Raw genomic sequence first — 22824 nt, 5'->3', positions numbered from 1 at the left:
CTGCTGCGACGGAACTGCTCGGCGTGGGCGAGATCGCCCGACGCAGCGGACTGGCCGTGAGCGCGCTGCACTACTACGAGTCGGTGGGTCTGCTCTCCCCCGAACGTACCGCCGGGAACCAGCGCCGCTACCCGCGCAGTGTGCTGCGGCGGATCGCGTTCATCCGGATGGCGAACCGGGTCGGGATCCCGCTGGCCGACGTCGCGGCGGCGCTCGCCACCCTCCCGGACGGGCGGACCCCGACGAAGCGGGACTGGGAGCGGCTGTCGGGGCAGTGGCGGGCCGAGCTCGACGAACGGATCCACCGCCTCCAGCAGTTGCGCGACGACTTCACCGGCTGCATCGGCTGCGGCTGCCTCTCGCTCAACTCCTGCTGGATGCTCAACCCCGGTGACCGGCTCGGCGAGCAGGGCCCGGGGCCGCAACGGCTCTGACGCCCGGTCAGCCGCCGAGGGCGAACGCGACCAGGAACCCGACCGCGGTGGACAAGCCGACCCACCAGCCGCCCTCCCGGTACGCCTCCGGCATCAGCGAGTCCGCCAGCACGGCGATGGTCGCGCCGCCGGCGAAGGCCTGGATCACCGCGATCTGACGGCTGCCGATGTTGTCCGCGGCGGCGTTCGCGGCGATCACCACCAGCACCAGCACCACGGCGGTGACCGCCCACAGCAGCAGCGTCCGGCGCGGGTCGAACCGCGGTTGGGTGCGCATCGACGCGGCGCCGGCGACCGCCTCCGGGACGTTGCCCACCGCGACCGCCACCAGCAGCACCATCCCGCCGCCGCCGCTCAGCGAGACGCCGAGGGCGGTGTTCTCCGGGATGCCGTCTAGCAGGGTGCCGAGCATCAGCGCCCAGCCCAGGGCCGCCGGACCCAACTTGTTCTCGATCAGGTGGTCGGCCACCACGTAGACCAGCGCGCCACCGAGGAGTGCGGTCCCGGCCACCAGCACGCCCTCGGAGTCGAACGCCGGCTGGAACAGTTCGGTGGAAACCGCCGCGACCATCGTCCCGGCACCGAACGCCATGAGTGCGGCGAGCAGCGGCCGCGGCAGGTCGTACCGCAGACCGATCAGGGCACCGAGAAACAGCGGCACGGCCGTGCCGAGTCCGTACGCCGCGGCGGTCAGCATCCGCCGATCGTAGTGGGGCTCGCGGCGCCGGTGAGGGAGACTCTCAGGTGTGGCATGGCTCGAGGTGATCCGGACCGGGGCGCTCGCCACGGTCCAGGACCGTGGCCGGCCCGGCTTCGGCGCGCTCGGCGTCGGAGCATCGGGCGCCGCCGACCTGGGCTCGCACGACGGCGCAAACAGGTTGGTGGGCGCCGCTGCCGCGCCTCGGCGACACGGAACTGCCGAGCGAGGGCATCGGTGCGGCCGGGCAGCTGGTGCCCGGCGACGCGGTGCGCTTCGCCCTCTGACGAGCGGCCGCCCTGGTCGACCGCAGCGAGTCCTTTCGGCCCCAGCGGGACCGAAAGAACTCACGGATGCGTCAGCGCCTCCGCTGGCGGGCGATGTCGGAGAGCACCACGCCCGCCGCGACGGACGCGTTGAGCGACTCCACCGGTCCGGCCATCGGGATGCTCAGGATCGTGTCGCAGGTCTCGCGGACCAGGCGGGAGAGGCCCTTGCCCTCCGAGCCGACCACGATCACGACCGGGCCGGTGCCGTCGTACTCGTCGAGGGTGGTGTCGCCGCCCGCGTCGAGCCCGACCACCTGGACGCCCTTGGCCGCCCAGTCCTTGAGGGTCCGGGTGAGGTTGGTCGCCTGCGCGATCGGCAGCCGCGCCGCGGCACCGGCACTGGTCCGCCACGCGACCGCGGTGACGCTGGCGCTGCGGCGCTGCGGGATCACCACGCCGTGCCCGCCGAACGCCGCCACCGAACGCACCACGGCGCCGAGGTTGCGCGGGTCGGTGATGTTGTCCAGCGCGACCAGCAGCGGGCGCTCCTGGTGCTTGCGGGCCTCGGCGATCAGGTCGTCGGGGTGCGCGTAGCGGTACGGCGGCACCTGCAGGGCGACGCCCTGGTGCAGCCCGTTGGCGCTCATCCGGTCCAGGTCGCCCCGGGGGACCTCGAGGATGGAGATGCCGGCCTCGGCCGCCAACTGCACCGACTCCTTGAGCCGGTCGTCGCTGTCGGTCCCGACCGCGACGTACAGGGCGGTCGCCGGGACGCCCGCCCGCAGGCACTCGACGACGGGGTTGCGGCCCAGCACGTTCTCGGGACCGGCGTCGCCCTTGCGGGGCGAGCCGCCGCGACCGCGGGGTGCGCTGCCGCCGGTGCGGCCCGCGTCGGCGGCCTTGGCCGCGGCCCGGGCCCGCTTGGCGGCGGGATGCTTGGTGCGCTCGACCGCCGGCGGGGTAGCCCCGCGGCCGGCGAGGCCGCGACGGCCGCCTCCACCGGAGCCGACTACCTGGCCCTTCTTGGTGCCGGACTTGCGGACTGCGCCGCGCCTGCTCGAATTGCCAGCCATCACTGCCCTGCTTCGTTGTGGTTCGTCTTCACGGCCCACTCGGGGCCGTTCGGTGTGTCGGTGACCTCTACGCCCGCCATGGCGAGCCGGTCCCGGATCTCGTCAGCCGCTGCCCAGTCCTTGTCGGCCTTGGCCCGCTGACGCGCCTCGAGATTCGCGCGGACCAGAACGTCCAGCGCGTCGTGCAGGGCGGAGCCGTCGGCTGTCCCCGAGACCCAGTGCGGGTCGAGCGGGTCCACCCCGAGTATGCCCATCATGGCGCGTACCTGCCCGGCGATCGCGACCGCCGCGTCCAGGTCGCCCGCTGCCAGCGCACGGTTGCCCTCGCGCTGGCGGCCGTGGATCTCGGCGAGCGCCTTGGGCACCCCGAGGTCGTCGTCGAGCGCGGCCGCGAACTCCGCGGTCCACTTGCCGACCGGGATCTCGCCGGCCCGCTCCTGCGTTTTGAGCACGAACGCCTCGATGCCGCGGTAGGTCTCCGCAGCGACGTCGAGCGCATGGTCCGAGTACTCGAGCATCGAGCGGTAGTGCGCCCCGCCGAGGTAGAACCGCAGCTCCTGCGGCCGGACCCGTTTGAGGACGTTGGGCACGGACAGCACGTTGCCGAGGGACTTCGACATCTTCTCGCCGCCCATGGTCACCCAGCCGTTGTGCAGCCAGTACCGCGCGAAACCGTCGCCCACGGCCCGGCTCTGCGCGAGCTCGTTCTCGTGGTGCGGGAACACCAAGTCCAGGCCGCCGCAGTGGATGTCGAACTCCGCGCCCAGGTAGGCCTCCGCCATCGCCGAGCACTCCAGGTGCCAGCCCGGACGGCCGCGGCCCCACGGGGTGGGCCACGACGGCTCGCCCGGCTTCTCGGCCTTCCACAGCGTGAAGTCGCGCGGGTCGCGCTTGCCCTCGGCGGCGCTCTCGCCCTGGTGCACGTCGTCGAGCTTGTGCCCGGACAGCGCGCCGTAGGCGGGGTAGCTCCGCACGTCGAAGTAGACGTCGCCGGCGGCGGCGTAGGCGTGCCCGGCGTCGATCAGCCGCGCCATCAGCTCGACCATCTGCGTGACGTGGCCGGTCGCGCGGGGCTCCGCCGACGGGGCCAGCACCCCGAGCTGCTCGTACGCCCGGTCGAAGGAGCGCTCGTAGGTGGCGGCCCACTCCCACCAGGGTCGACCCGCCTCGGCGGCCTTGTTCAGGATCTTGTCGTCGATGTCGGTGACGTTCCGGACGAACGCGACGTCGTAGTCGTGCGCGAGCAGCCAGCGCCGCAGCACGTCGAACGCCACACCACTGCGCACGTGACCGATGTGCGGGTCACCCTGGACCGTCGCGCCGCACAGATAGATCGACGCGTGTCCGGGGGCCAGCGGCGTGAACTCACGCAGGGCCCGCGCTTCGGTGTCGAATAGGCGCAGAGTCACGACGTGCGATCTTACCGGTCCGGGGCCGCGTCACGTACCAGCGCGGTCGCGACCGCCGCGATGCCCTCCCCGCGCCCGGTGAGGCCCAGCCCGTCGGTGGTGGTCGCGGAGACCGAGACCGGCGCCCCGAGCACCCCGGAGAGCACCGCCTGCGCCTCCGCGCGGCGGGGACCGATCTTGGGCCGGTTTCCGATCACCTGCACCGCGGCATTGCCGACGACCAGACCCTGTGCCTCGAGCAGTTGCCGCACCTCACCGAGCAGCAGCACACCGCTCGCGCCGTCCCACTCGGGGCGCCCGGTGCCGAACACCGAACCCAGGTCGCCGAGTCCGGAGGCGGACAGCAGCGCATCGCACAGCGCGTGCGCGGCGACGTCGCCGTCAGAGTGCCCGGCGCAGCCGTCCTCGTCCTCGAAGAGCAGTCCCGCCACCCAGCAGGGCCTGCCCTGCTCGATCGGATGGACATCCGTACCGATTCCAACTCGCACGCGCCACGCTCCCTGTCGGTCGAGGTTCAAGTCGGTCCAAGCTTCTAGCAGGACCCCAGCTTCTGGTGGGAGCCACGCTGGCGGATCGCAGGCTCCTCACTCAGCGCCCTGGCCAGGGCCAGGTCCAGGGCGGTGGTGATCTTGAAGGCCAGTGGGTCGCCCGCGACGGTGTGGACGGGGCCGCCGATTCGTTCGACCAGGCCGGCGTCGTCGGTGGCGACGGACTCGGCGGCGGCGTAGGCGCGGCGCAGCAGGTCCGCCGAGAAGCCCTGCGGTGTCTGCACCGCCCGCAACTCGGACCGTTCCGGCGTGCCGGTGACCACGCCGAGCGGGTCCACCGTCTTGACGGTGTCCGCCACCGGGACCACCGGGACGACCGCCGAGCGGCCGGCCCGCAACGCCGCGACGACCCGGGCGATCAGTTCGGGCGGGGTCAATGCGCGCGCCGCGTCGTGCACCAACAGCAGGTCGGCGTCGGGCGCCGCGGCGATGCCCGCGCGCACCGAGTCGGTGCGCTCGGCACCGCCCGYGACCACGTCGACACCGTCGGGCAGTTCATCGCGGACCTCGGGTACCCGGTCCGCGGGCACGATCACCACGACCCGGTCCACGACGCCGGACGCCAGCAGGCCGTCCACGGCCAGCCGGAGCAGCGTCTCGCCACCCAGCGTCACGAACGCCTTGGGCATTCCCGCGCCGAGCCGAACACCCTGTCCGGCCGCCGGAACCAACGCAACAACCCGGTCGACGTTGTTCACGTCAACCGGGTTGGTCACGATACTCACTGTGTGCGGCGTCGCTGTCAGGATGCCGCTGCGAGAACCTCGTCGAGAATGATGTCGGCCTTCTCCTCGTCCGTACCCTCGGCGAGCGCAAGCTCACCGACCAGGATCTGACGGGCCTTGGCGAGCATTCGCTTCTCACCTGCGGAGAGGCCGCGGTCCTGCTCGCGACGCCACAGGTCGCGCACCACCTCGGCGACCTTGTTCACGTCACCGGACGCGAGCTTCTCCAGGTTGGCCTTGTAACGGCGCGACCAGTTGGTCGGCTCCTCGGTGTGCGGCGCCCGGAGCACCTGAAACACCTTGTCCAGACCCTCCTGCCCCACAACATCACGAACGCCGACGTACTCGGCGTTGTCTGCTGGGACCCGAACGGTGAGGTCGCCCTGAGCGACCTTCAGAACGAGATACTCCTTCTGTTCACCCTTGATGGTGCGAGTTTCGATCGCCTCGATCAGCGCCGCTCCGTGGTGGGGGTATACGACGGTTTCTCCGACCTTAAAAATCATCTGTCCCGTGCCCCTTTCGATCTTCCCAGTTTATCACGGGTTGTCTCGGCAACGATTCCAACTGCGCTGGTCAGGGGCACAGTCCGCCTTCCGGAGGGGTTGACAGGGTGGCCCGGACGTGCAGCAAGAAGCCCTAAACCGACCAATTGGCCTCGGCTTTCGCCGCGACGCGACGCGTCGGAAACCACCAAACCGACACCCCGCGACGATGGCTCGCGATCTGACTACTACTCTGCCTAGTGGAGTTACGACCCGACGCCGTGGAGGACAACCCGTGACAGCCCTGAATGCGTCGACTCGCCGAGTCGCCACCGCAGTTGCCCTTGCCGCAGCCGCAGCCATCTCGCTGTCCGCCTGCAGCGCGGGCCAGATCACCCAGACCGCAACGCAGGTCGCCGCCGTGAACGGCAACTACGCGAACCAGGGCGACATCGCCCTGCGCAACGTGCACGTCCTGTTCCCGGACAGCGAGGAGTACAGCCTCGAGCCGGGCGGCACCGCAGCCCTGGCGTTCATCGCGGTGAACGAGAGCGAGTCCGAACCCGAGCGACTCACCCGGATCAGCACCGACTACGCCAAGTCGGTCACCATCGCCGGCGAGGCCGGCGGCCGCGTGATCGACCCGCAGACCTCGCTCGGCGCCGGCGTCCGCGCCGCCACGGTGCTCGACAACCCGGAAGACCCGACGCAGCTGATCCTGGTGAAGCTCAACGACCTCAGCGAGGGCGTGCGTCCCGGCCTGACCATCCCGGTCACCTTCACCTTCGCGAAGGCCGGCGACATCACCGTCCAGGTTCCGGTCGACGCCGGCCCGCGCACCGAGCGGCACGAGTCCGAGAAGTCCGGCAACGAAGGCGCCGCGCACCTGGACAGCGGCGGACACTGATCGCTCCCGCGGTCCGCTGACCTGCACTTCGAGAACGGCCCCCGACGTCTTCACGTCGGGGGCCGTTCTCGTCGCACGGGCTGTCGGACCCGCCACCTAGGCTGCCCCTCGTGGCCAAACCCAAATCGAGTTTCCGGTGCTCGTCCTGTCAGCACACGATGCCCAAGTGGGTCGGTCGCTGCCCGGACTGCGGCGCCTGGGGATCCGTCGAGGAGGCGCCCGCCCTCGCGGCCGCCGTGACCGGCCGGCCCGGCGCCACCTCGGCCCGTGGCGGCGCCGCGCTGGTCCCCAGCTCCCCCGCGATGCCCATCTCCGAGATCAGCGGCACCTCCAGCCTGGCCAAGCCGACCGGCGTGTCGGAGCTCGACCGGGTGCTCGGCGGCGGCCTGGTGCCCGGCTCCGTGGTGCTGCTCGCCGGCGAACCCGGCGTCGGCAAGTCGACGCTGCTGCTCGAGGTGGTGCACCGCTGGGCCCGACGCGACCCGCAGGACCGGGCGCTGTACGTGACCGGCGAGGAGTCGGCCGGCCAGGTGCGGCTGCGGGCCGACCGCACCGGCGCCGTGCACGAGCGGGTCTTCCTGGCCGCGGAATCCGACCTGGCAACGGTGTTCGGGCACGTCGAGCAGGTGCGTCCCACACTGCTGATCGTCGACTCCGTGCAGACCATGCTGGCCGCCGACGTCGAGGGCGTCACCGGCGGCGTCACCCAGGTCCGCGCCATCACCAGCGCCCTGACCTCACTCGCCAAGACCACCGGCATCCCGGTGCTGCTGATCGGCCACGTCACCAAGGACGGCGCGGTCGCCGGGCCCCGATCCCTCGAACACCTGGTGGACGTGGTGCTGCACTTCGAGGGCGACAAGCACTCCACGCTGCGGATGGTGCGCGGGGTCAAGAACCGTTTCGGCGCCGCGGACGAGGTGGGCTGCTTCGAACTGCGCGAGGACGGCATCGAGTGCGTCAGCGACCCGTCCGGCCTGTTCCTGCACCACCGCGACGACGCCGTGGCGGGCACCGCGGTCACCGTCACGATGGACGGCAAACGCCCGTTGCTGGGCGAGGTCCAGGCCCTGGTCGCGCACACCACCAACCCGTCGCCGCGCCGCGCGGTCAGCGGCATGGACTCCGCCCGGGTCGCGATGGTGCTCGCGGTCATCGAACGACGGTTCGGGATCAAGGTGTCCGACAAGGAGGTGTACGCGGCCACCGTCGGCGGGATGCGGGTGACCGAACCGTCGGCGGACCTGGCCCTGGCCCTCTCCGTGGCGTCGGCCTTCCGGGACGTGGCGCTGCCGGCGGGGCTGGTGGTGCTCGGGGAGGTCGGGCTGGCGGGCGAGGTGCGGCGCGTGACCGGCGTCGGCCGGCGGCTCGCCGAGGCGAAGCGGCTCGGCTTCACCCACGCGGTGGTGCCGCTCGACTCCGGCGACGCGCCGCCCGGATTCCGGTCGGTCGAGGTGGGGAACCTCGGCGAGGCCCTGCGGGTGCTGGACGGTCTCCCGCCGGCCGCACCGGACCGGGTCAAGCGGTCGCTGCGACCGGTCCCCTGAACCCGGTCTCCCACACGGAGTTCCGGGCCCAGGGGCCGGCGGGCTCCCTACAGCGAGGAGGTGCCGAACGGCGAGACGGGCACGCCGTCGACGAAGTCCGCCATCGGCGCGAAGTGCTCGGGCTTGATCGTCAGGAACAGCCCGCGGGAGGTCGCCACCACGGTGTCGCCCGCGGTGGGGCCCTCCACGATGCGGGCCTCCGCGCTGGTGTAGACCTTGCGCCGGACCATGCCGTCGATCCGGGCCCGGAACTCGAGCACCGAGCCCAGCGGGATCGGGCGGGCGAAGTCGATCTCGAGGTGCCCGGTCACCACCGGTCCGCCGAGGACCATGCAGGCCATGCCCTGCACCTCGTCGAAGGCCACCGACAGGATGCCGCCGTGGATGACGCCGGGTCCGCCCTGGTATCTCTGCGCCACCGTCAGCCGCCCGCTGACCTCGAGGCCTTCGCCGGCGGTGAAGGTCATCGCCATCCCGGCGGGCTGGTCGTCACCGCAGCCGAAACACTTCGACCAGTGCTGCGGCAGCGCCCCACCGGGCGCGGGGAAGAAGTCGGGACGGGGCGGAAGCGTCAGATCATCAGGCAAGGTCCAGGTACTGCTCATAGATAGGTAATCTAATCGCGGGAAATGCGTGGGGGGCTACCGGCCTCCTGCGATTCAGCACGGTGCCATGAGGTATCGCGAGGCGAAGGGGGACGGCGATGGAGGACACCGCGCCCACGGCCGCGCTCCGCGAGACGATCTCCCGGCTGGCGCCGGGAACCGAACTCCGAGACGGCCTCGAACGCATTCTGCGCGGCCGCACCGGCGCCCTCATCGTGCTCGGCTACGACGACGAGATCGAGGACCTCTGCGACGGCGGGTTCGAGCTCGACGTCGAGTTCGCCCCGACCAGGCTGCGGGAACTGTCCAAGATGGACGGCGCCGTCGTGCTCTCCTCCGACGGGACCCGGATCGTCCGGGCGAACGTGCAGCTGGTTCCCGATCCCAAGATTCCCACCGTCGAGTCCGGCACCCGGCACCGCGCCGCGGAGCGGACCGCCATCCAGACCGGCTGCCCGGTGGTCTCGGTCAGCCAGTCGATGAGCATCGTCAGCGTCTACGTCGACGGCATCCGGCACGTCCTGGACGGCTCGGCGACCATCCTCTCGCGCGCCAACCAGGCGGTCGCCACGCTCGAGCGGTACAAGTCGCGGCTGACGGAGGTCACCAACGCCCTCTCCGTGGTCGAGATCGAGGACTTCGTCACCCTGCGCGACGCGCTGACCGTCGTGCAGCGGCTGGAGATGGTCCGCCGGGTGTCGGTGGAGATCGAGCGCGACGTCCTCGAACTCGGTACCGACGGACGCCAGCTGGCGCTGCAGCTCGAGGAACTGGTCGGCGACAACGACGTGGCGCGTCAGCTGGTGGTCCGGGACTACGTCGCCGGGCCGGGGCAGGCGCCGACCGCAGCCGTCGAACGCGTCCTGACGTCGCTGGACAAGCTCACGGACGCAGACCTGTTGGACCTGACCACCCTGGCCCGCGCCTTCGGCTACCCGGCGACCATCGAGTCGCTGGATGCGCCGATGAGCCCGCGCGGGTACCGGGTGCTGGCCCGGGTGCCCCGGCTGCAGTTCCACCAGGTGCACCGGCTCGTCGGCGCGTTCGGCACGCTCCAGGGCCTGCTCGCCGCGACCGCGGCCGACCTGCAGGCGGTGGAGGGCATCGGCGGCCTGTGGGCCCGGCACATCCGGGAGGGCCTCTCCAGGCTCGCCGAGACCTCGATCGCCGGGCCGTTCGACTAGGTGATGTTGAACGGCTCCGGGGTGCTGCGCAGCGCGCCGAGCTGACCGACCACCGTGTAGGCGCCGGGGCCGACGGGGTTGCGGGCCGCCGCGCAGCCCGGCTCCGAGGTGGCGCCGGACCACTTGATGGTGAACGCGGCCTGCTCGCCGGGCTTGAGGGTGCGCACGTCCGGAGTGCTGTTGGGGAAGCAGTCGGTGTTCGACCACAGCCGGTGCTGGCCATCGAGGCTGTAGACCATCACCTGCTGCATGCCGGCGCCCAGGTCGCGTTCGCACGACTCGTTGCCGATGTTGGTGATGACGATCCCGAACGCCGGGTCCTGACCCGCCGGGTAGTTCGCCTCGTCCGAGCTGGCCTTGATCGCCAGCGACTTGTCCGCGCACTGACCGGGCGGCAGCGCTCCGGCGACCTCGGTCGCGGAGGCCGCAGCCGACCCGGAGACCGCCGATCCCGACGCCTGACCACCCGAGTCGGCGTCGGGCTCGGTCGTGGAGCTGGACGCCGCGGCGGACGCCGACGAGGAGGCGGCCAGCGCCGAACTCGACGCCACCGCTTCCGCGGACGGGTCCTCGTCCCCGCCGCTCACGGCGGAGATGATCCACACCAACAGCAGCAGCACGACCACTGAAACACCGATCGCAAGCATGCGGCGGCGCCAGTAGATCTCAGGGGGCAGCGGCCCGGACGGTTCCAACACAGACACCAAGGTATTCGCCCGGGCCCCGGAGGTGGTCGAGCAGGGTCGGCGTGTCGCTCGCCGCCGCCCCTTCGGTCGGTCAGGCGGGGGTGACGTTGTCCCCGATCTCGCCCACCACACCACGCACCTTCACGCCGCCGTTGGCCAGTGTGTAGGTGACACCGACGATGGCGCAGGTGCCCTTCTCGACCTTCTCGGCGATGATCCGGGATCGCTGCATGAGCAGGTCGCCGGTCTCCACCACGTGCCGGCCCTCGAGCTCGTCGACCGTGCTCAGGCCCTCGTTGCGGCCCATCAGGATGGACGGCGCGACCCGCTCGATGATGCTGCGGATGAAGCCGGCGGGCACCGCGCCGCGGTCCAGCGCGTCGATGGTCGCCGAGACGGCGCCGCAGTTGTCGTGGCCGAGGACCACGATCAGCGGGACGTCGAGGATCTCGACCGCGTACTCGATGGACCCGAGCACCGAGCTGTCGATGACATGACCCGCGGTGCGGACGACGAACATGTCGCCGAGTCCCTGGTCGAAGATGATCTCCGCGGCCACGCGGGAATCACCGCATCCGAAGAGCACGGCGGTGGGGTGCTGTCCGGAGACGAGTTTGGCCCTGTCGGCGACGCCCTGGCTGGGGTGCAGCGAGGTGCCTTCCACGAAGCGGTCGTTACCCTGCTTCAGTGCCTTCCAGGCGGAAATGGGGTTCGAATTGGGCATGGATGCATTGTGCACCCGGTGCCTGTGGCCGCTTTCGCCCGACCTGGTACAACCGCGAACGAGGGACATGACAATCCGGTGAATTCATCCGCACTGATCAGCTGGTTCGAACGCGAGGCGCGCGATCTGCCATGGCGACGCGAGGGCGTCACGGCGTGGCAGATCCTGATGAGCGAGATCATGCTGCAGCAGACGCCGGTGGTCCGGGTGGCTCCGGTGTGGGAGCAGTGGGTGGCCCGCTGGCCGGTGCCGTCGGCGATGGCCGCGTCCAGCCAGGGTGAGGTGCTGCGGGCCTGGGGCAAGCTCGGGTACCCGCGCCGCGCGCTACGACTGCACGAGTGCGCCCGCGTGCTCGCGACCGAACACGGCGACGCGGTCCCGACCGACGTCGACGTGCTGCTCGGACTGCCGGGCATCGGCGCGTACACCGCCCGGGCCGTGGCCTGCTTCGCCTACGGACAGCGAGTTCCGGTGGTGGACACCAACGTTCGACGCGTCATCGCGAGATCGGTACACGGACAGGCCGAGCAGGGCAACCCGTCCACCACCCGCGACCTCGCCGATGCGGCACAACTGCTGCCGCGCACCAGGACTCGGGCCACGGTCTTCTCGGCCGCGCTGATGGAGCTCGGCGCCACGATCTGCACAGCCCGGACCCCGGACTGCGCGCGCTGCCCCCTCGACGACTGCGCCTGGGTGCTGGCGGGCCGGCCCGAACACGCCGGGCCGCCACGCAAGGTGCAGAAGTTCGCGGGCACCGATCGTCAGGTGCGCGGGCGCCTGATGGACGTGCTGCGCGAGAGCCACGGACCGGTGGAACGCGCACGGCTGGACCAGGCCTGGCTCACCGACACCGGCCAGCGCGACCGCGCACTGCACTCCCTGCTCGTGGACGGACTCGTCGAGCAGACCGACGACGGGCTGTTCGCGCTGGCCGGCGAGGGCTGACGCACTGCGAAATCTCGCCGCTCGCGACTACCGGACTAGTCGTCGAGGCCGAGCTCGACGGCCCGGGTGAGAGCGGCGCCGAGGACGTCGGCGTCGAGCACCAGGGTCCGCAGGGCCGTCGCTGCGACGAGCAGGGCGTCGAGGTCGTCGCCGTAGACGCTGACCATGCCGGCCTCCGGGTCGAACCCGACCGCGCCGAGCGCCGACGGGGCCTGGTCGGTGAGCACGGCGCGAAGCGCGCCGGTGAAGTCGTATCCGGAACCCTCGATCCCGTGAGCCTCCAGCGCCGACCGGTGCTGGTGGTACTCCGGGCCCCCGGGCGAATAGATGATGCTGGAGCTGCGGCCGCCGGTCACGAGGCGAATCGGTTCGAGGGCGTCGAAGTCGTCAGGGGTTGCCATGCCGAGACCGTACCGGGGTCGACCGACATGGCCGCGTTCTAGTCGCGAAGGTCGGCGAGGAACTTCTCGACCGCCGCCCGGTACTCGGCCGGGCGGTCGTCGTGGACGAGGTGGCCCGCACCCTCGATCAGCTCGTAGCTGGTTTCGGACCGCCTCGCCGTGGCGGCCATCTCGCGCATCTGCCCGGCGGGGGTGATGGTGAACTCGCCCTCCAACAGCAGCGCGGGCGCGCGGACCGAGGCCCACTGCGTCCAGAAGTCGCGGGTGCCCCACTCCTCGGAGATCTCCCGCCACACCGGGACCTCGCCGTGCAGGTACCAGCCGTCGCCTCGCTGCTCGAACGAGTCCATGAAGTACTGCGCCGCAACGGGTCCGAAGAAGTCGACCATGTGCTCGGCGTCCCGGAACGGCTGCGGCCAGGAGCCGATCAGTGCGGCCCAGTCGTCCGCGGTGCGGCCCTGGAAGTCGGGCGCCATGTCCTCGACCACCAACGCCCGCACCCGCTCCGGGTACGCGGCCGCGAAGCACCAGCCGTGCAACCCACCCATCGAGTGCCCGATCACGACCATCGGTTCGGCGATCGACGCCGTCGCCTCGGCCAGGTCCGCCACGAAGGCCTCGGTGCTCAACGTGGCGGGCGCGGGCCGCCCGTGACCGGCCGCGTCGAAGGTGTGGACGTGCCCGAACTCGCGCAACCACGGCACCTGCCGGCGCCAGGTGCGGGCGCTGCCCATCAGCCCGTGGAGCAACAGGATTGGCACACCGGATCCACCCTCGTCATGAAGCACGGGTCCCAAGGTATCGGAGTACGCTCGCCGCCATGTCTGTGGTGAAGATCAATGCAATCGAGGTCCCCGAGGGCGCCGGCCCCGAGCTGGAGAAGCGCTTCGCGGGCCGCGCCCACGCGGTGGAGAACTCCCCCGGATTCCTCGGCTTCCAGCTGCTGCGCCCCGTCAAGGGCGACGACCGCTACTTCGTGGTCACCCAGTGGGACTCCGAGGAGTCGTTCCAGGCCTGGGCGCAGGGTCCCGCGCGCGCCGCGCATGCCGGCGAGCGCGCCAAGCCGGTCGCGACGGGCGCCTCGCTGCTCGAGTTCGAGGTGGTCCTCGACGTGGCCGCCAAGGGCGTCTGACCGTCAGGAGCAGCCTGCCGGGCGCCCGACCTGCACGGGCGCCGCGCCATCCTCGATTCCGATACCCTCGGCCGCAAGGGTTTACCAACCGTTGACACAAGCTTGAGGAGTTTCGTGGGATTCTGGGATCAGCTCAAGTCGAAGACGCAGGAACTGAACGGGCAGTTGCAGACGAAGACCGCCCAGTTCAAGAACAAGGAGTTCGCGAACGGTTCGATGGCGATGTGCGCGCTGATCGCGGCCGCCGACGGCCGCATCGATCCGGCCGAGCGCCAGAAGACCGCCGCGTTGATCATGGGCAACGAGTCGCTCAAGGTGTTCACGCCTGACGAGCTGCGCGAGAAGTTCGACTGGTACTGCGACAAGCTGCAGGGCGACTTCGACTTCGGCAAGGTCGAGGCGACCGCGACGATCGGCAAGCTGAAGCCGAAGCCGGAGCAGGCCCGCGCGGTCATCCAGATCGGCATCATCATCGGCGGCGCGGACGGCAACTTCGACGAGCACGAGAAGGCCACCGTCAAGGAAGCGTGCTTCGCGGTGGGCATCGACCCCGCCGAGTTCGACCTCTAGATTCCGCCCGTCGACAACGGAGGCGGCGCCGAAGGACCTGGTCCCTCGGCGCCGCCTCCACCCGCTGGAAGGGCCTACTTGCTACCGGCCTGCCAGCGCATGCCCCACCCGTAGGCGGCGTCGAGGTCGGCCTGACTTCCGCTGATGTACTGGACCAGACGGTTGACCGTGACGTCCCGGCCCGTGCTCTCCAGCATCGCGATGGCGCAGATCCGGGCACCGTCGACGGCCGAGTCCAGCCGAACCTCCACCTCGGGACCGCTGGTCGGGTACATGGTCACGACGCCGTCCACCGCCGCCCAGTTCGCGGCGCCCTGGTAGATCATCGCGAAGATCAGGACGCGCTTGAACATCTCGGGGCGGTCGAGGTTGACGTGCATGTTCTCGCCGCCACTGACCGAACCGGTCCGGTCGTCCCCGTCGAGCTGGACGAAGGGGGCCGTGTTCAGCGCGCCGAAGCTGTTCCCGAGCGCCTGGATGACGCCCTTCGAGCCGTCCGCCAGCTCGTACAGGCAGCCGAGGTCGAGGTCGATGCCGCCGGGGCCGGCCAGCTTCGCGAAGAAGCCCTTCTTCTTCGGCTGCTCCTGCGACCAGTTCAGGTTCACCCGCATGGCGCCCTGACGCTCGCCGGACTTGGTCAGGCTGACGCTCGGCGCGCTCTTGGTCAGGGTGATCTTGCTCAGGTTGACACCGCCACCTTGGACGGCGGCCGTGGGCTCGCCCGCCGGGGGCGTACCGGGGCGACGGGTGTAGTCGATTGCCATGTCGTGTCCTTTTCGAGTGGGTTGACTATCCGACGGCGACGGTGCGGGGCTCCTCGACGAGCGCGTCGTCGTCGCCGTCGCCTGCCTTGCGGTTCCTGATGACGCTGGAGATGAACGCGGCACCGATCAGCGCGATGCCGACCAGGCCGGTGATCAGCTCGTTGACGTGCACACCGATCGAGACCAGCAGGATCACCGCGAGCGCACCGATCGCCCAGTGCGCGCCGTGCTCGAGGTAGACGTAGTCCGAGAGTGTGCCCTTGCGGACCAGGAACACGGTGATCGACCGGACGAACATGGCGCCGACGAAGCCCAGGCCCAGCGCGATGATGATCGGGTCGGAGGTGATCGCGAAGGCACCGATGACGCCGTCGAACGAGAACGACGCGTCCAGGACCTCGAGGTAGAGGAAGAGGAAGAAGCCGGCCTTGCCGGTGGCCTTCGCCAGGTTCGACGGGCCGCGGGACGGTTCCTCGCCCTCCTCCGGGAGGTTGAACAGCTCGCCGAGGCCGTTGACCGCGATGTACAGGATCAGACCGGCGACGCCGGCCACCATCACGGTCGCGCGGTTCTCGTCGTCGGCGAGGAAGCCGGCGGTGACCAGCAGCAGGGCGCCCGCGACGATGACCTCGAGCTGATCGAGCTTGCCGATCTTGGCCAGCGGCCGTTCGATCCAGCCGAGCCAGGTGATCTCACGCTCTTCGAAGATGAAGTTCAGGAACAGCATCAGCAGGAACATGCCGCCGAACGCGGCGATCTGCGGATGCGCGTCGGTCAGGATGGTCTCGTAGCTGGGGCTGCCGTCGGGGAAGGCCGCGGCGCCGTCGGCGGGCGGGTTGAGCGCCAGGTTCATCGCCTCGACGGGGCCGAGGCCGGCCGCCACCCACACGATGACCAGCGGGAACACCAGCCGCATGCCGAAAACGGCGATCACGATGCCGATGGTGAGGAAGATCTTCTGCCAGAACTCGCTCATCCGCTGCAGGACCGTCGCGTTGATCACGGCGTTGTCGAAGGAGAGCGAGATCTCGAGGATGGACAGGATCGCGACGAGGAAGACGGCCTCCGGGCCGCCGTAGATCGCCGCGATGATGAGTGCGAGCACGGTGACGAAGAACGAGACACCGAATATGCGCAGAACCACGAAGCGTGGCCTTTCTGTGAGGGCAGTGCAGGGTGGCTGCTGCAGCAGGCGGTTGCCACCGCGGTAGCGAACGACGGACCGGGAAGGGCATGCGGAACGCGCCCTCCCCGGCCCGAGGTTGTGGTGCTGCTGACTAGACGTTCACGCCGTAGTCGCGGGCGATGCCCGACAGTCCCGAGGCGTAGCCCTGGCCGACGGCCCGGAACTTCCACTCCGCGCCGTGGCGGTACAGCTCGCCGAAGACCATCGCGGTCTCGGTGGAGGCGTCCTCGGAGAGGTCGTAGCGGGCGAGCTCCGTGCCGTTCGCGCGATCGACAACGCGGATGAAGGCGTTGCGGACCTGGCCGAACGACTGCGCGCGGTTGTCCGCGTCGTAGATCGAGACGGGGAAGAAGATGCTCTCGATGTTCGCCGGGACGGCGGCGAGGTCGACGGCGATGACCTCGTCGTCCCCCTCGCCCGCGCCGGTGGTGTTGTCGCCGAGGTGCTCGATCGAGCCGTCCGGCGTCTTCATGTTGTTGAAGAACACGAAGTGCTGGTCGGAGACGACCTTCTTGTCGGCGCCGGCCGCGATCGCGCTGGCGTCGAGGTCGAACTCGGTACCGGTGGTGCTGCGGACGTCCCATCCGAGACCGATCGCGACCGCCGTGAGATTCGGCGCTTCCTTCGTGAGGGAGACGTTGCCGCCCTTGGTCAAGCTGACGCCCATGCGGAGCCCTTTCAATGTGGAGGTAGCCGGACCGCGGCCGGTGCCGAGGTCCGAAATGCCGTGATACCGCGGGCCCTGATCGCCAGGTCCAGCGCCGTTAACCAATGTACCTATCACCAATTCTTAAAATTTTGCCCAAGTACGATGGGTGCCGTGACGAGCCGATGGCCGCGATTCTTGGGGGGATCCGACGACGACGACGGGATCCGTCGCGCCCGGGAGTCGATGACCGCGGCCTTCCTGGCCATGGACGCGCGGCAGCGAACCGTCGAAACCGCAGTTGAGGCGTCCGCGGCGCTCTTCCCGGAGCGGGACATCCGGCGACCGTGGGCGCCGGTCCGTGACGCCTGCTACGCCGCCGCGAGCGCCTACGTCGCCCTGTCCGACATGACCGGCGTCACCTCGCCCGGCCCGGAATCGGTGTCGGTCGACCGGACTACGCGGCAACTGTCCGATGCGACACAAGCCCTCGACGTGTTCTACGACACCCACCGCGCCCACCTCGACGGCGCGACGGCGACCCTGCAGGCCGTGCCGCAGGTCGCACGGCAGGCCCGAGCGGACGCGGACRCCGCCCGGGCGCGATTGCGCGGCCCCGACCAGGCGTACGCCGGCTACTCGTCGGTGCGCGCGGGGTCCGCCGACCTCGACGCCGCCACGCTGGCCCTCGACGCCGCCTCCGCCCTCCACGACGCCCGCGACATCCGCGCGGCAACGGCCCGCGCCCTGGCGGCGGTGGCCACCCTGCGGGAATCGTTGTCGGCCGCCCCGACCCGCGAGCGCGAGGCCCGTACCGCGCTGGCCTCGGTGCGCACCCGGGTCGACGCCGTGCGCACCCGGTCCGGCGGCCTGCGCGGGGCGTACTCCGCCATCCTCCGCGAGTTCAACATGGCCAGCTCGCAGGACCTGACGGACAACGAGGAGGCGAGCCGCCGGCACATCGAGGCCGCCGCCGCCGGACTCGCCGACATCGAGCGGGCCCTTGCCGGCGGCGATCCCGACCTCGCGCTCGAACACACCGAGACGGTGCGAACCCACCTGACCGCGGCCGACCGCGCCGTCGACTCCGTCACCGAACGACTGCGGTTGCTCCGCGAGGTCCGGCAGGACCCCGCGGCGAAACTCGCCGCCGTGAGGTTCCGGCTCAAGGACGCCCAGCACCTCGCCGTCGACTCCGGGCACATCGCGGAATGGGGTTCGGTCCTGGACGCGCAGCTCGACCGGATCGACCGGATCAGCGGCGGCCTGCAGGGGACGCATCCGGACTACTGGGCATACATCACCGAACTCGACACCGTGTCGGAGTTCATCGCGGGCGTGGTGCAACGCATGAGAGGGCAGGCAGGTAAGCGATGAGTCTGGGCACCGTCACCGAGACGACCACGATCCGGCACTTCCAACATCTCGACCAGGAGACCCAGGACCGACTGTTCCTGCACCCCTCGCGTCCCTTCGACGACGCGACCGGCCGCGAGGTCCTCGCGACCGCGCTCGGGGCGACGCTCTACATCCCCGCGACCCGTGACGACCTGGCCGCCACAATCATTCGGCGGGCCGGCGAGGGAGTGTGCTCGATGGTCCTCGACCTCGAGGACGCCGTGGCCGACGACGAGGTGGAACAGGCGCTGGCGAATGCGGTCGCCACCCTCGACGAACTCGCCGGCACCGTCGCCGCCAACATGCTGCTCTTCGTGCGGGTGCGCACCGCGGACGGCATTCGCCGGATCGCCGAGTCCGTCACCACCGGCGTCGACGCCCTCAGCGGCTTCGTCGTCCCGAAGTTCACCAGCGCCAGCGGCGCCGGGTTCCTGCAGGAGGTGCGCGCCGCCTCCGAGTTGCTCGGCAAGCACCTGTACGCGATGCCGGTGCTCGAGTCGCCCGAACTGGTCCACCGGCAGAGCCGCGACACCGAACTGCACACGATTCGCGAGCTACTGGCCCAGCACCGCGAGCACATCCTGGCGGTCCGGATCGGCGCGACCGACATGTGCAGCACCTTCGGCATCCGCCGGGACCGCGACCTGACCATCTACGACGTCCGGGTCGTCGTCGACGTGATCGCCGACGTGGTCAACTACCTCGGGCGCGCCGACGGGTCCGGATTCGTCATCACCGGCCCGGTCTGGGAGTACTTCGCCGACCACGAGCGGATGTTCCGGCCGATGCTGCGGGCCACCCCGTTCTTCGAGCACGACGCGGTGCTGTTCCGGCAGCAACTCGTCAGCCGCGACCTCGACGGACTGCTCCGGGAGATCGCGCTGGACCGGGCCAACGGAATCCAGGGCAAGACGGTCATCCACCCGTCGCACGTCGCCGCGGTGCACTCGCTGTCCGCCGTCACCCACGAGGAGTACCACGACGCCCTCGACATCCTCGACGGCGAGACCGTGGGCGGCGTCCAGGCGTCGGGCTACCGAAACAAGATGAACGAGGTTCGCCCACATCGGAACTGGGCCGTGCACACGATGCGTCGGGCGCAGGTCTTCGGGGTGACCAACAAGGGAGTGACATTCGTGGACCTGTTGACGGCGCTGGTGCAGCGGTGACCCGGGCCGGCCTCGAGCCGTGGGCGACCCGCGAGCTCGGCATCGAACTGCAACACAGCGACTCGGCCGCCGGCCACCTGGTGCCGGAGCTCGTCGAGCCGGGGCTGCGCCGGAACCCGCGCCGCGCCCACCTGCTGGTCTCGACCGTGCTGGGCAAGCACCTGCCCACCGAACCGTCGGTCGTGCTCGGCGCGGGCGACCGGCTGGGCGAGTTGGTGCTCGCGGCCCTTGGCATCGACACCACCACCCGGCAGCGCCGCGAGGTGGACGCGCTGGTGCTCGGGTTCGCCGAGACCGCAACGGGTCTCGGGCACTGCGTGGCCGCCCGGATCGGCGCGCGCTGCTACCTCCACTCCACCCGCCGGGACGTTCCCGGCGCCGGCACCTTCGCGGGCTTCGAGGAGGGGCACTCGCACGCCACCAGCCACCTGCTGCAGCCGACCACGGCGTCACTGTTCGCGGGCACCGCGCCCCTGGTGCTCGTGGACGACGAGATCTCCACCGGCGCAACCGCGGTCGACGCCATCCGGGCGCTGCACGCCCAGCACCCACGGAGCCGGTACGTCGTGGCCTCGCTCGTCGACATGCGCACGGCGGACCACCGACTGACCTGTGACCTCGCCGCCGCCGAACTCGGCACCGAGATCGACTACGTCAGCCTCGCCACGGGGCGGGCCGTCCTGCCGGACGGCCTGATCGAACGGGTCATCGCCCTGCCGGACCCGGCACTGAACCCGGTGGGCACCGTCCGCGGCGCGACCGCCAGGGTGGAGATCGCCTGGCCCGCGGCTGTTCCAGACGGGGGCCGGCACGGTTTCCTGCACTCCGACAGCCCGGCATTCGAGCGGGCCGTCGCTGAGGCCGCCGACGCACTGATGGAGCGGATCGATCCGGCCTCGCCGCTGATCGTGGTCGGCCACGAGGAGCTCATGTACCTGCCGCTGCGCCTCGCCGCGGCGCTCGCCGATCGCGGCGTCGCGACCCGATTCCAGACCACCACCCGGTCGCCGGCCTACGTGCTCGACGAGCCGGGGTACCCGTTGCGCCGCGGGTTCGCCTTCGTCGCACCGGAATCCGACGACAGCGCGGGCCGGTACCTGTACAACGCCCACTGGCCCGGCAGCCCGTCACCGGACGACAGTCCCGCCGACGCCCKACCACAGATTCTGCTGGTCGTGGACACACCGGCCGACACCGCGCGACTGCACGGCGAGGGCGGACTGCTCGACGTACTCACCGCGGCGGGCAGCGACGTCCTGCTCGCCGTCGTGCCCAGCACCGATCCCGTGCTGCTGCGTGAGAGCCGAGGGGCGGCCCACCGGTGACCGCCCCGCTGACCGGACCGGCCTTCGGTTCCTACGCCCCCGCCGACGTCCGATGGCTCCTCAAGGACCTGTCCGCGCTCGACCTCGAGGCCGACGTCGCCGAGCGTGAACGCCGAATCCAGTCGGGTCAGGCGCACTACGCGGAATCGCTGCCGATCGAGTTCCAGCCCGACGCTGCCTACCGCGAACTCTTCGACAAGGTGCTGACCGTCAGCGCGGAACGGTTGGCCCTCGCGGTCGGCACCGTCACCGAACTGGTGCTCGCCGAGCGGGGTCGCGAGGTCACCCTGGTGTCGCTCGCCCGCGCGGGCACCCCGGTCGGGGTGCTGATGCGGCACTGGGGCCGCGACGTGCACGGCCTGGACCTGCCGCACTATGCGATGTCCATCGTCCGCGGCCGGGGCATCGATGTCGAGGCATTGAACTACCTTGCCGCCCACCACGATCCGGAGAGCGTCGTCTTTGTCGACGGATGGACCGGCAAGGGTGCGATCACCCGCGAACTCAGCGCGGCACTCGCCGCCCACGCCGCCGCCGGCGGGCCGCATTTCGACGACGACCTGGTGGTGCTCGCCGACCCGGGCGCGTGTGTGCGCACCTACGGCACCCGCGACGACTTCCTCATCGCGACGGCCTGCCTCAACTCCACCGTCTCGGGCCTAGTGTCCCGGACCGTCCTCAACGACACCGTGATCGGCCCCGGCGAGTTCCACGGCGCCAAGTTCTACCGCGGGCTCGCCGATGCCGACGTCTCGAACCACCTGCTCGACACCGTCGCCGCGCGCTTCCCCGACATCCGCGCCGCCGTACCCGCCGCCGTCGCTGCCATCGTGGGCAGCGACCGCTCCCCCACCTGGGCGGGGTGGGCATCGGTGGAGGAGATCCGTGCCCGGTACGGCATCTCGTCGGTGAACTTCGTCAAGCCGGGCGTCGGCGAGACCACCCGGGTCCTGCTCCGACGGGTGCCGTGGCGCGTCCTCGTGCGCGACCGGGACGCGCCGGAGCACGCTCACATCCGAATGCTCGCCGCCGCCCGGGGGGTGGAGGTCGACGAGGTGCCCGACCTCGCGTACTCCTGCATGGGCCTGATCAAGGACGTCGCATGACCGTACTGATCGCCACCGATCTCGACCGCACGATGATCTACTCGCGCTCCGCGATGAGTCTCGGCGACGGCGTCGACGAGGCGGAACTTCGCTGCGTGGAGCACTACGACGGGGCGCCGCTGTCCTTCGTCACCGCGACGGCGGCCCAACTGCTGCGTGACCTGACTCGGGTGGCCGCGGTCGTGCCCACCACCACCCGCACCATCGCGCAGTTCCAGCGCATCGCGCTGCCCGGGGCGCCGTGGCGCTACGCGATCACCAGCAACGGCGGCAACATCCTCGTCGACGGTGTACCGGATCCGCTGTGGCGCAACCAGATCGAGGAAGAGTCCCGGTCCGGCGGCGCGACCCTCGACGAGATCACCACGACGCTGCGTGCCCGGATCGACGCGAACTGGGTCCGCGCCCTCCGGACCGCCGACGACCTGTTCTGCTACCTCGTCGTCGAACCGGACGCGGTGCCGGCCGGGTTCCTCACGGAGTGGGACCGGTGGTGCCGAGAACGCGGCTGGGGAGCCTCCCAGCAGGGGCGCAAGATCTACACGATGCCTGCCGCGGTGTCGAAAGGTCGTGCGGTGGTGGAGGTTCGCGAGCGCCTGCTCGCCGACGGGGTGTTGCCCCTGCAGGCGCGGATGCTCGCCGCCGGCGACGGCGCACTCGACGCGGACATGCTCGCCGTGGCCGATGCCGCGATCCGACCCAGGCACGGAGAACTCGAACAGCTGGGCTGGCAGCGTCCGGGCCTGACGGTCACCGCGAACGCGGGAATCGCTGCGGGCGAGGAGATCCTGCGCTGGTTCGCGTGCCGCGTTCCGCCGACCTCCGCCCTGGCCGAGGCACCCGCCGAGTCTTCTCCCCGCCCCTGAACAGACCGACCACAGCCCGA

26 protein-coding genes and 1 pseudogene are annotated in these 22824 nt (G+C 70.7%); 13 read left to right on the top strand and 14 right to left on the bottom strand.

Features of this window, described 5'->3' with window-relative positions:
* Positions 1 to 14: 14 nt before the first annotated feature.
* Positions 15 to 434: a redox-sensitive transcriptional activator SoxR gene (gene soxR, locus AC1DU4_RS03405; protein WP_477837717.1), complete on the top strand. Its 420-nt coding sequence runs from the start codon at positions 15 to 17 to the stop codon at positions 432 to 434.
* 7 nt (positions 435 to 441) lie between these two features.
* Here the strand turns inward: soxR and AC1DU4_RS03400 are convergent, their stop codons facing one another.
* On the bottom strand, positions 442 to 1131 hold the full coding sequence (locus AC1DU4_RS03400; protein WP_477837676.1) for a ZIP family metal transporter: 690 nt from the start codon (positions 1129 to 1131) through the stop codon (positions 442 to 444).
* A 49-nt stretch (positions 1132 to 1180) separates the two neighbouring features.
* Between AC1DU4_RS03400 and AC1DU4_RS03395 the strand changes: the two are divergent.
* Positions 1181 to 1321: pseudogene (locus AC1DU4_RS03395) on the top strand (allophanate hydrolase subunit 2 family protein); the annotation flags it as partial.
* 168 nt (positions 1322 to 1489) lie between these two features.
* Here AC1DU4_RS03395 and rlmB read toward each other — a convergent pair.
* Genes rlmB through AC1DU4_RS03370 form a run of 5 tightly spaced genes read right to left on the bottom strand, consistent with a single transcriptional unit; the run spans position 1490 to position 5661 of the window.
* Positions 1490 to 2473 carry a 23S rRNA (guanosine(2251)-2'-O)-methyltransferase RlmB gene (rlmB, locus tag AC1DU4_RS03390; RefSeq protein WP_092775776.1) on the bottom strand — a complete coding sequence of 328 codons (984 nt, stop codon included), beginning with the start codon at positions 2471 to 2473 and terminating at the stop codon, positions 1490 to 1492.
* Positions 2473 to 3882, bottom strand: coding sequence for a cysteine--tRNA ligase (cysS, locus tag AC1DU4_RS03385; protein ID WP_477837675.1), 1410 nt, complete (start codon positions 3880 to 3882; stop codon positions 2473 to 2475). The genes rlmB and cysS overlap by 1 nt, the downstream gene beginning before the upstream one ends.
* Positions 3883 to 3893: 11 nt before the next feature.
* Positions 3894 to 4370 carry a 2-C-methyl-D-erythritol 2,4-cyclodiphosphate synthase gene (ispF, locus tag AC1DU4_RS03380; RefSeq protein WP_477837674.1) on the bottom strand — a complete coding sequence of 159 codons (477 nt, stop codon included), beginning with the start codon at positions 4368 to 4370 and terminating at the stop codon, positions 3894 to 3896.
* A gap of 44 nt (positions 4371 to 4414) precedes the next feature.
* The gene (ispD, locus tag AC1DU4_RS03375) at positions 4415 to 5128 is read right to left on the bottom strand and encodes a 2-C-methyl-D-erythritol 4-phosphate cytidylyltransferase (RefSeq protein ID WP_477837716.1); all 714 of its coding nucleotides are present in this window, start codon (positions 5126 to 5128) and stop codon (positions 4415 to 4417) included.
* 44 nt (positions 5129 to 5172) lie between these two features.
* Positions 5173 to 5661 carry a CarD family transcriptional regulator gene (locus AC1DU4_RS03370; RefSeq protein ID WP_072845535.1) on the bottom strand — a complete coding sequence of 163 codons (489 nt, stop codon included), beginning with the start codon at positions 5659 to 5661 and terminating at the stop codon, positions 5173 to 5175.
* 274 nt (positions 5662 to 5935) lie between these two features.
* Here AC1DU4_RS03370 and AC1DU4_RS03365 point away from each other — a divergent pair, with 274 nt between their 5' ends.
* Both AC1DU4_RS03365 and radA read left to right on the top strand, forming a co-directional pair.
* Positions 5936 to 6547 (top strand): copper chaperone PCu(A)C domain-containing protein, encoded by a 612-nt coding sequence (locus tag AC1DU4_RS03365; RefSeq protein ID WP_477837673.1) that lies wholly within the window; start codon positions 5936 to 5938, stop codon positions 6545 to 6547.
* Positions 6548 to 6657: 110 nt separating this feature from the next.
* The gene (gene radA / locus AC1DU4_RS03360) at positions 6658 to 8094 is read left to right on the top strand and encodes a DNA repair protein RadA (RefSeq protein ID WP_477837672.1); all 1437 of its coding nucleotides are present in this window, start codon (positions 6658 to 6660) and stop codon (positions 8092 to 8094) included.
* Positions 8095 to 8141: 47 nt separating this feature from the next.
* Here the strand turns inward: radA and AC1DU4_RS03355 are convergent, their stop codons facing one another.
* A complete protein-coding gene (locus tag AC1DU4_RS03355) occupies positions 8142 to 8699 on the bottom strand; it encodes a PaaI family thioesterase (protein ID WP_072845532.1) in 558 nt (185 codons plus the stop codon).
* Positions 8700 to 8797: 98 nt separating this feature from the next.
* Between AC1DU4_RS03355 and disA the strand changes: the two genes are divergently transcribed.
* The gene (gene disA, locus AC1DU4_RS03350; protein WP_477837671.1) at positions 8798 to 9883 is read left to right on the top strand and encodes a DNA integrity scanning diadenylate cyclase DisA; all 1086 of its coding nucleotides are present in this window, start codon (positions 8798 to 8800) and stop codon (positions 9881 to 9883) included.
* On the opposite strand, the gene AC1DU4_RS03345 is transcribed toward disA, so the two are convergent.
* Both AC1DU4_RS03345 and AC1DU4_RS03340 read right to left on the bottom strand, forming a co-directional pair.
* Positions 9880 to 10581: a hypothetical protein gene (locus AC1DU4_RS03345; RefSeq protein WP_477837670.1), complete on the bottom strand. Its 702-nt coding sequence runs from the start codon at positions 10579 to 10581 to the stop codon at positions 9880 to 9882. The genes disA and AC1DU4_RS03345 overlap by 4 nt on opposite strands.
* Positions 10582 to 10660: 79 nt before the next feature.
* Positions 10661 to 11293, bottom strand: coding sequence for a carbonic anhydrase (locus AC1DU4_RS03340; RefSeq protein ID WP_477837669.1), 633 nt, complete (start codon positions 11291 to 11293; stop codon positions 10661 to 10663).
* A gap of 78 nt (positions 11294 to 11371) precedes the next feature.
* Here AC1DU4_RS03340 and AC1DU4_RS03335 point away from each other — a divergent pair, with 78 nt between their 5' ends.
* Positions 11372 to 12241, top strand: a complete 870-nt coding sequence (locus tag AC1DU4_RS03335) for an HhH-GPD family protein (RefSeq protein WP_477837668.1) — start codon at positions 11372 to 11374, stop codon at positions 12239 to 12241.
* A 35-nt stretch (positions 12242 to 12276) separates the two neighbouring features.
* Here AC1DU4_RS03335 and AC1DU4_RS03330 read toward each other — a convergent pair whose 3' ends face one another.
* Together AC1DU4_RS03330 and AC1DU4_RS03325 are read right to left on the bottom strand one after the other, a co-directional pair.
* Positions 12277 to 12642, bottom strand: a complete 366-nt coding sequence (locus AC1DU4_RS03330) for an Imm51 family immunity protein (protein WP_477837667.1) — start codon at positions 12640 to 12642, stop codon at positions 12277 to 12279.
* A gap of 38 nt (positions 12643 to 12680) precedes the next feature.
* Positions 12681 to 13430, bottom strand: a complete 750-nt coding sequence (locus AC1DU4_RS03325) for an alpha/beta fold hydrolase (protein ID WP_477837666.1) — start codon at positions 13428 to 13430, stop codon at positions 12681 to 12683.
* Positions 13431 to 13462: 32 nt separating this feature from the next.
* Between AC1DU4_RS03325 and mhuD the strand changes: the two genes are divergently transcribed.
* Positions 13463 to 13774: a mycobilin-forming heme oxygenase MhuD gene (gene mhuD, locus AC1DU4_RS03320; protein WP_477837665.1), complete on the top strand. Its 312-nt coding sequence runs from the start codon at positions 13463 to 13465 to the stop codon at positions 13772 to 13774.
* 114 nt (positions 13775 to 13888) lie between these two features.
* Positions 13889 to 14344, top strand: coding sequence for a tellurite resistance TerB family protein (locus tag AC1DU4_RS03315; RefSeq protein ID WP_477837664.1), 456 nt, complete (start codon positions 13889 to 13891; stop codon positions 14342 to 14344).
* A gap of 74 nt (positions 14345 to 14418) precedes the next feature.
* Here AC1DU4_RS03315 and AC1DU4_RS03310 read toward each other — a convergent pair whose 3' ends face one another.
* The 3 genes from AC1DU4_RS03310 to AC1DU4_RS03300 form a co-directional block, all read right to left on the bottom strand.
* Positions 14419 to 15108: a TerD family protein gene (locus tag AC1DU4_RS03310; RefSeq protein WP_477837663.1), complete on the bottom strand. Its 690-nt coding sequence runs from the start codon at positions 15106 to 15108 to the stop codon at positions 14419 to 14421.
* A gap of 25 nt (positions 15109 to 15133) precedes the next feature.
* Positions 15134 to 16252: a DUF475 domain-containing protein gene (locus tag AC1DU4_RS03305; RefSeq protein WP_477837662.1), complete on the bottom strand. Its 1119-nt coding sequence runs from the start codon at positions 16250 to 16252 to the stop codon at positions 15134 to 15136.
* A gap of 133 nt (positions 16253 to 16385) precedes the next feature.
* Positions 16386 to 16961, bottom strand: coding sequence for a TerD family protein (locus tag AC1DU4_RS03300; RefSeq protein WP_477837661.1), 576 nt, complete (start codon positions 16959 to 16961; stop codon positions 16386 to 16388).
* Between the two features lie 144 nt (positions 16962 to 17105).
* Here AC1DU4_RS03300 and AC1DU4_RS03295 point away from each other — a divergent pair, with 144 nt between their 5' ends.
* Genes AC1DU4_RS03295 through AC1DU4_RS03275 form a run of 5 tightly spaced genes read left to right on the top strand, consistent with a single transcriptional unit; the run spans position 17106 to position 22804 of the window.
* The gene (locus AC1DU4_RS03295) at positions 17106 to 18317 is read left to right on the top strand and encodes a hypothetical protein (RefSeq protein ID WP_477837660.1); all 1212 of its coding nucleotides are present in this window, start codon (positions 17106 to 17108) and stop codon (positions 18315 to 18317) included.
* Positions 18314 to 19507, top strand: a complete 1194-nt coding sequence (locus AC1DU4_RS03290; protein ID WP_477837659.1) for an HpcH/HpaI aldolase/citrate lyase family protein — start codon at positions 18314 to 18316, stop codon at positions 19505 to 19507. Before AC1DU4_RS03295 ends, AC1DU4_RS03290 begins: the two co-directional genes overlap by 4 nt.
* The gene (locus AC1DU4_RS03285) at positions 19504 to 20832 is read left to right on the top strand and encodes a phosphoribosyltransferase family protein (RefSeq protein WP_477837658.1); all 1329 of its coding nucleotides are present in this window, start codon (positions 19504 to 19506) and stop codon (positions 20830 to 20832) included. The genes AC1DU4_RS03290 and AC1DU4_RS03285 overlap by 4 nt, the downstream gene beginning before the upstream one ends.
* Complete coding sequence (locus AC1DU4_RS03280; protein WP_477837657.1) at positions 20829 to 21938, top strand: cysteine protease StiP family protein; 1110 nt, start codon at positions 20829 to 20831, stop codon at positions 21936 to 21938. The genes AC1DU4_RS03285 and AC1DU4_RS03280 overlap by 4 nt, the downstream gene beginning before the upstream one ends.
* Complete coding sequence (locus tag AC1DU4_RS03275; RefSeq protein ID WP_477837656.1) at positions 21935 to 22804, top strand: HAD family hydrolase; 870 nt, start codon at positions 21935 to 21937, stop codon at positions 22802 to 22804. The genes AC1DU4_RS03280 and AC1DU4_RS03275 overlap by 4 nt, the downstream gene beginning before the upstream one ends.
* Positions 22805 to 22824 lie beyond the last annotated feature (20 nt).

This window comes from Rhodococcus sp. P4_F5, from assembly GCF_056401315.1.
This window is presented reverse-complemented; position numbering and strand designations above follow the sequence as displayed.

Excerpts from the sequence above, each read along its gene's own strand:
- AC1DU4_RS03370 (WP_072845535.1), bottom strand. The coding sequence starts at position 5,661 with ATGATTTTTAAGGTCGGAGAAACCGTCGTATACCCCCACCACGGAGCG.
- AC1DU4_RS03340 (WP_477837669.1), bottom strand. The coding sequence starts at position 11,293 with ATGCCCAATTCGAACCCCATTTCCGCCTGGAAGGCACTGAAGCAGGGT.
- AC1DU4_RS03275 (WP_477837656.1), top strand. The coding sequence starts at position 21,935 with ATGACCGTACTGATCGCCACCGATCTCGACCGCACGATGATCTACTCG.
- AC1DU4_RS03400 (WP_477837676.1), bottom strand. The coding sequence starts at position 1,131 with ATGCTGACCGCCGCGGCGTACGGACTCGGCACGGCCGTGCCGCTGTTT.
- AC1DU4_RS03330 (WP_477837667.1), bottom strand. The coding sequence starts at position 12,642 with ATGGCAACCCCTGACGACTTCGACGCCCTCGAACCGATTCGCCTCGTG.
- AC1DU4_RS03290 (WP_477837659.1), top strand. The coding sequence starts at position 18,314 with ATGAGTCTGGGCACCGTCACCGAGACGACCACGATCCGGCACTTCCAA.
- disA (WP_477837671.1), top strand. The coding sequence starts at position 8,798 with ATGGAGGACACCGCGCCCACGGCCGCGCTCCGCGAGACGATCTCCCGG.
- AC1DU4_RS03300 (WP_477837661.1), bottom strand. The coding sequence starts at position 16,961 with ATGGGCGTCAGCTTGACCAAGGGCGGCAACGTCTCCCTCACGAAGGAA.
- AC1DU4_RS03310 (WP_477837663.1), bottom strand. The coding sequence starts at position 15,108 with ATGGCAATCGACTACACCCGTCGCCCCGGTACGCCCCCGGCGGGCGAG.
- AC1DU4_RS03355 (WP_072845532.1), bottom strand. The coding sequence starts at position 8,699 with ATGAGCAGTACCTGGACCTTGCCTGATGATCTGACGCTTCCGCCCCGT.
- mhuD (WP_477837665.1), top strand. The coding sequence starts at position 13,463 with ATGTCTGTGGTGAAGATCAATGCAATCGAGGTCCCCGAGGGCGCCGGC.
- rlmB (WP_092775776.1), bottom strand. The coding sequence starts at position 2,473 with ATGGCTGGCAATTCGAGCAGGCGCGGCGCAGTCCGCAAGTCCGGCACC.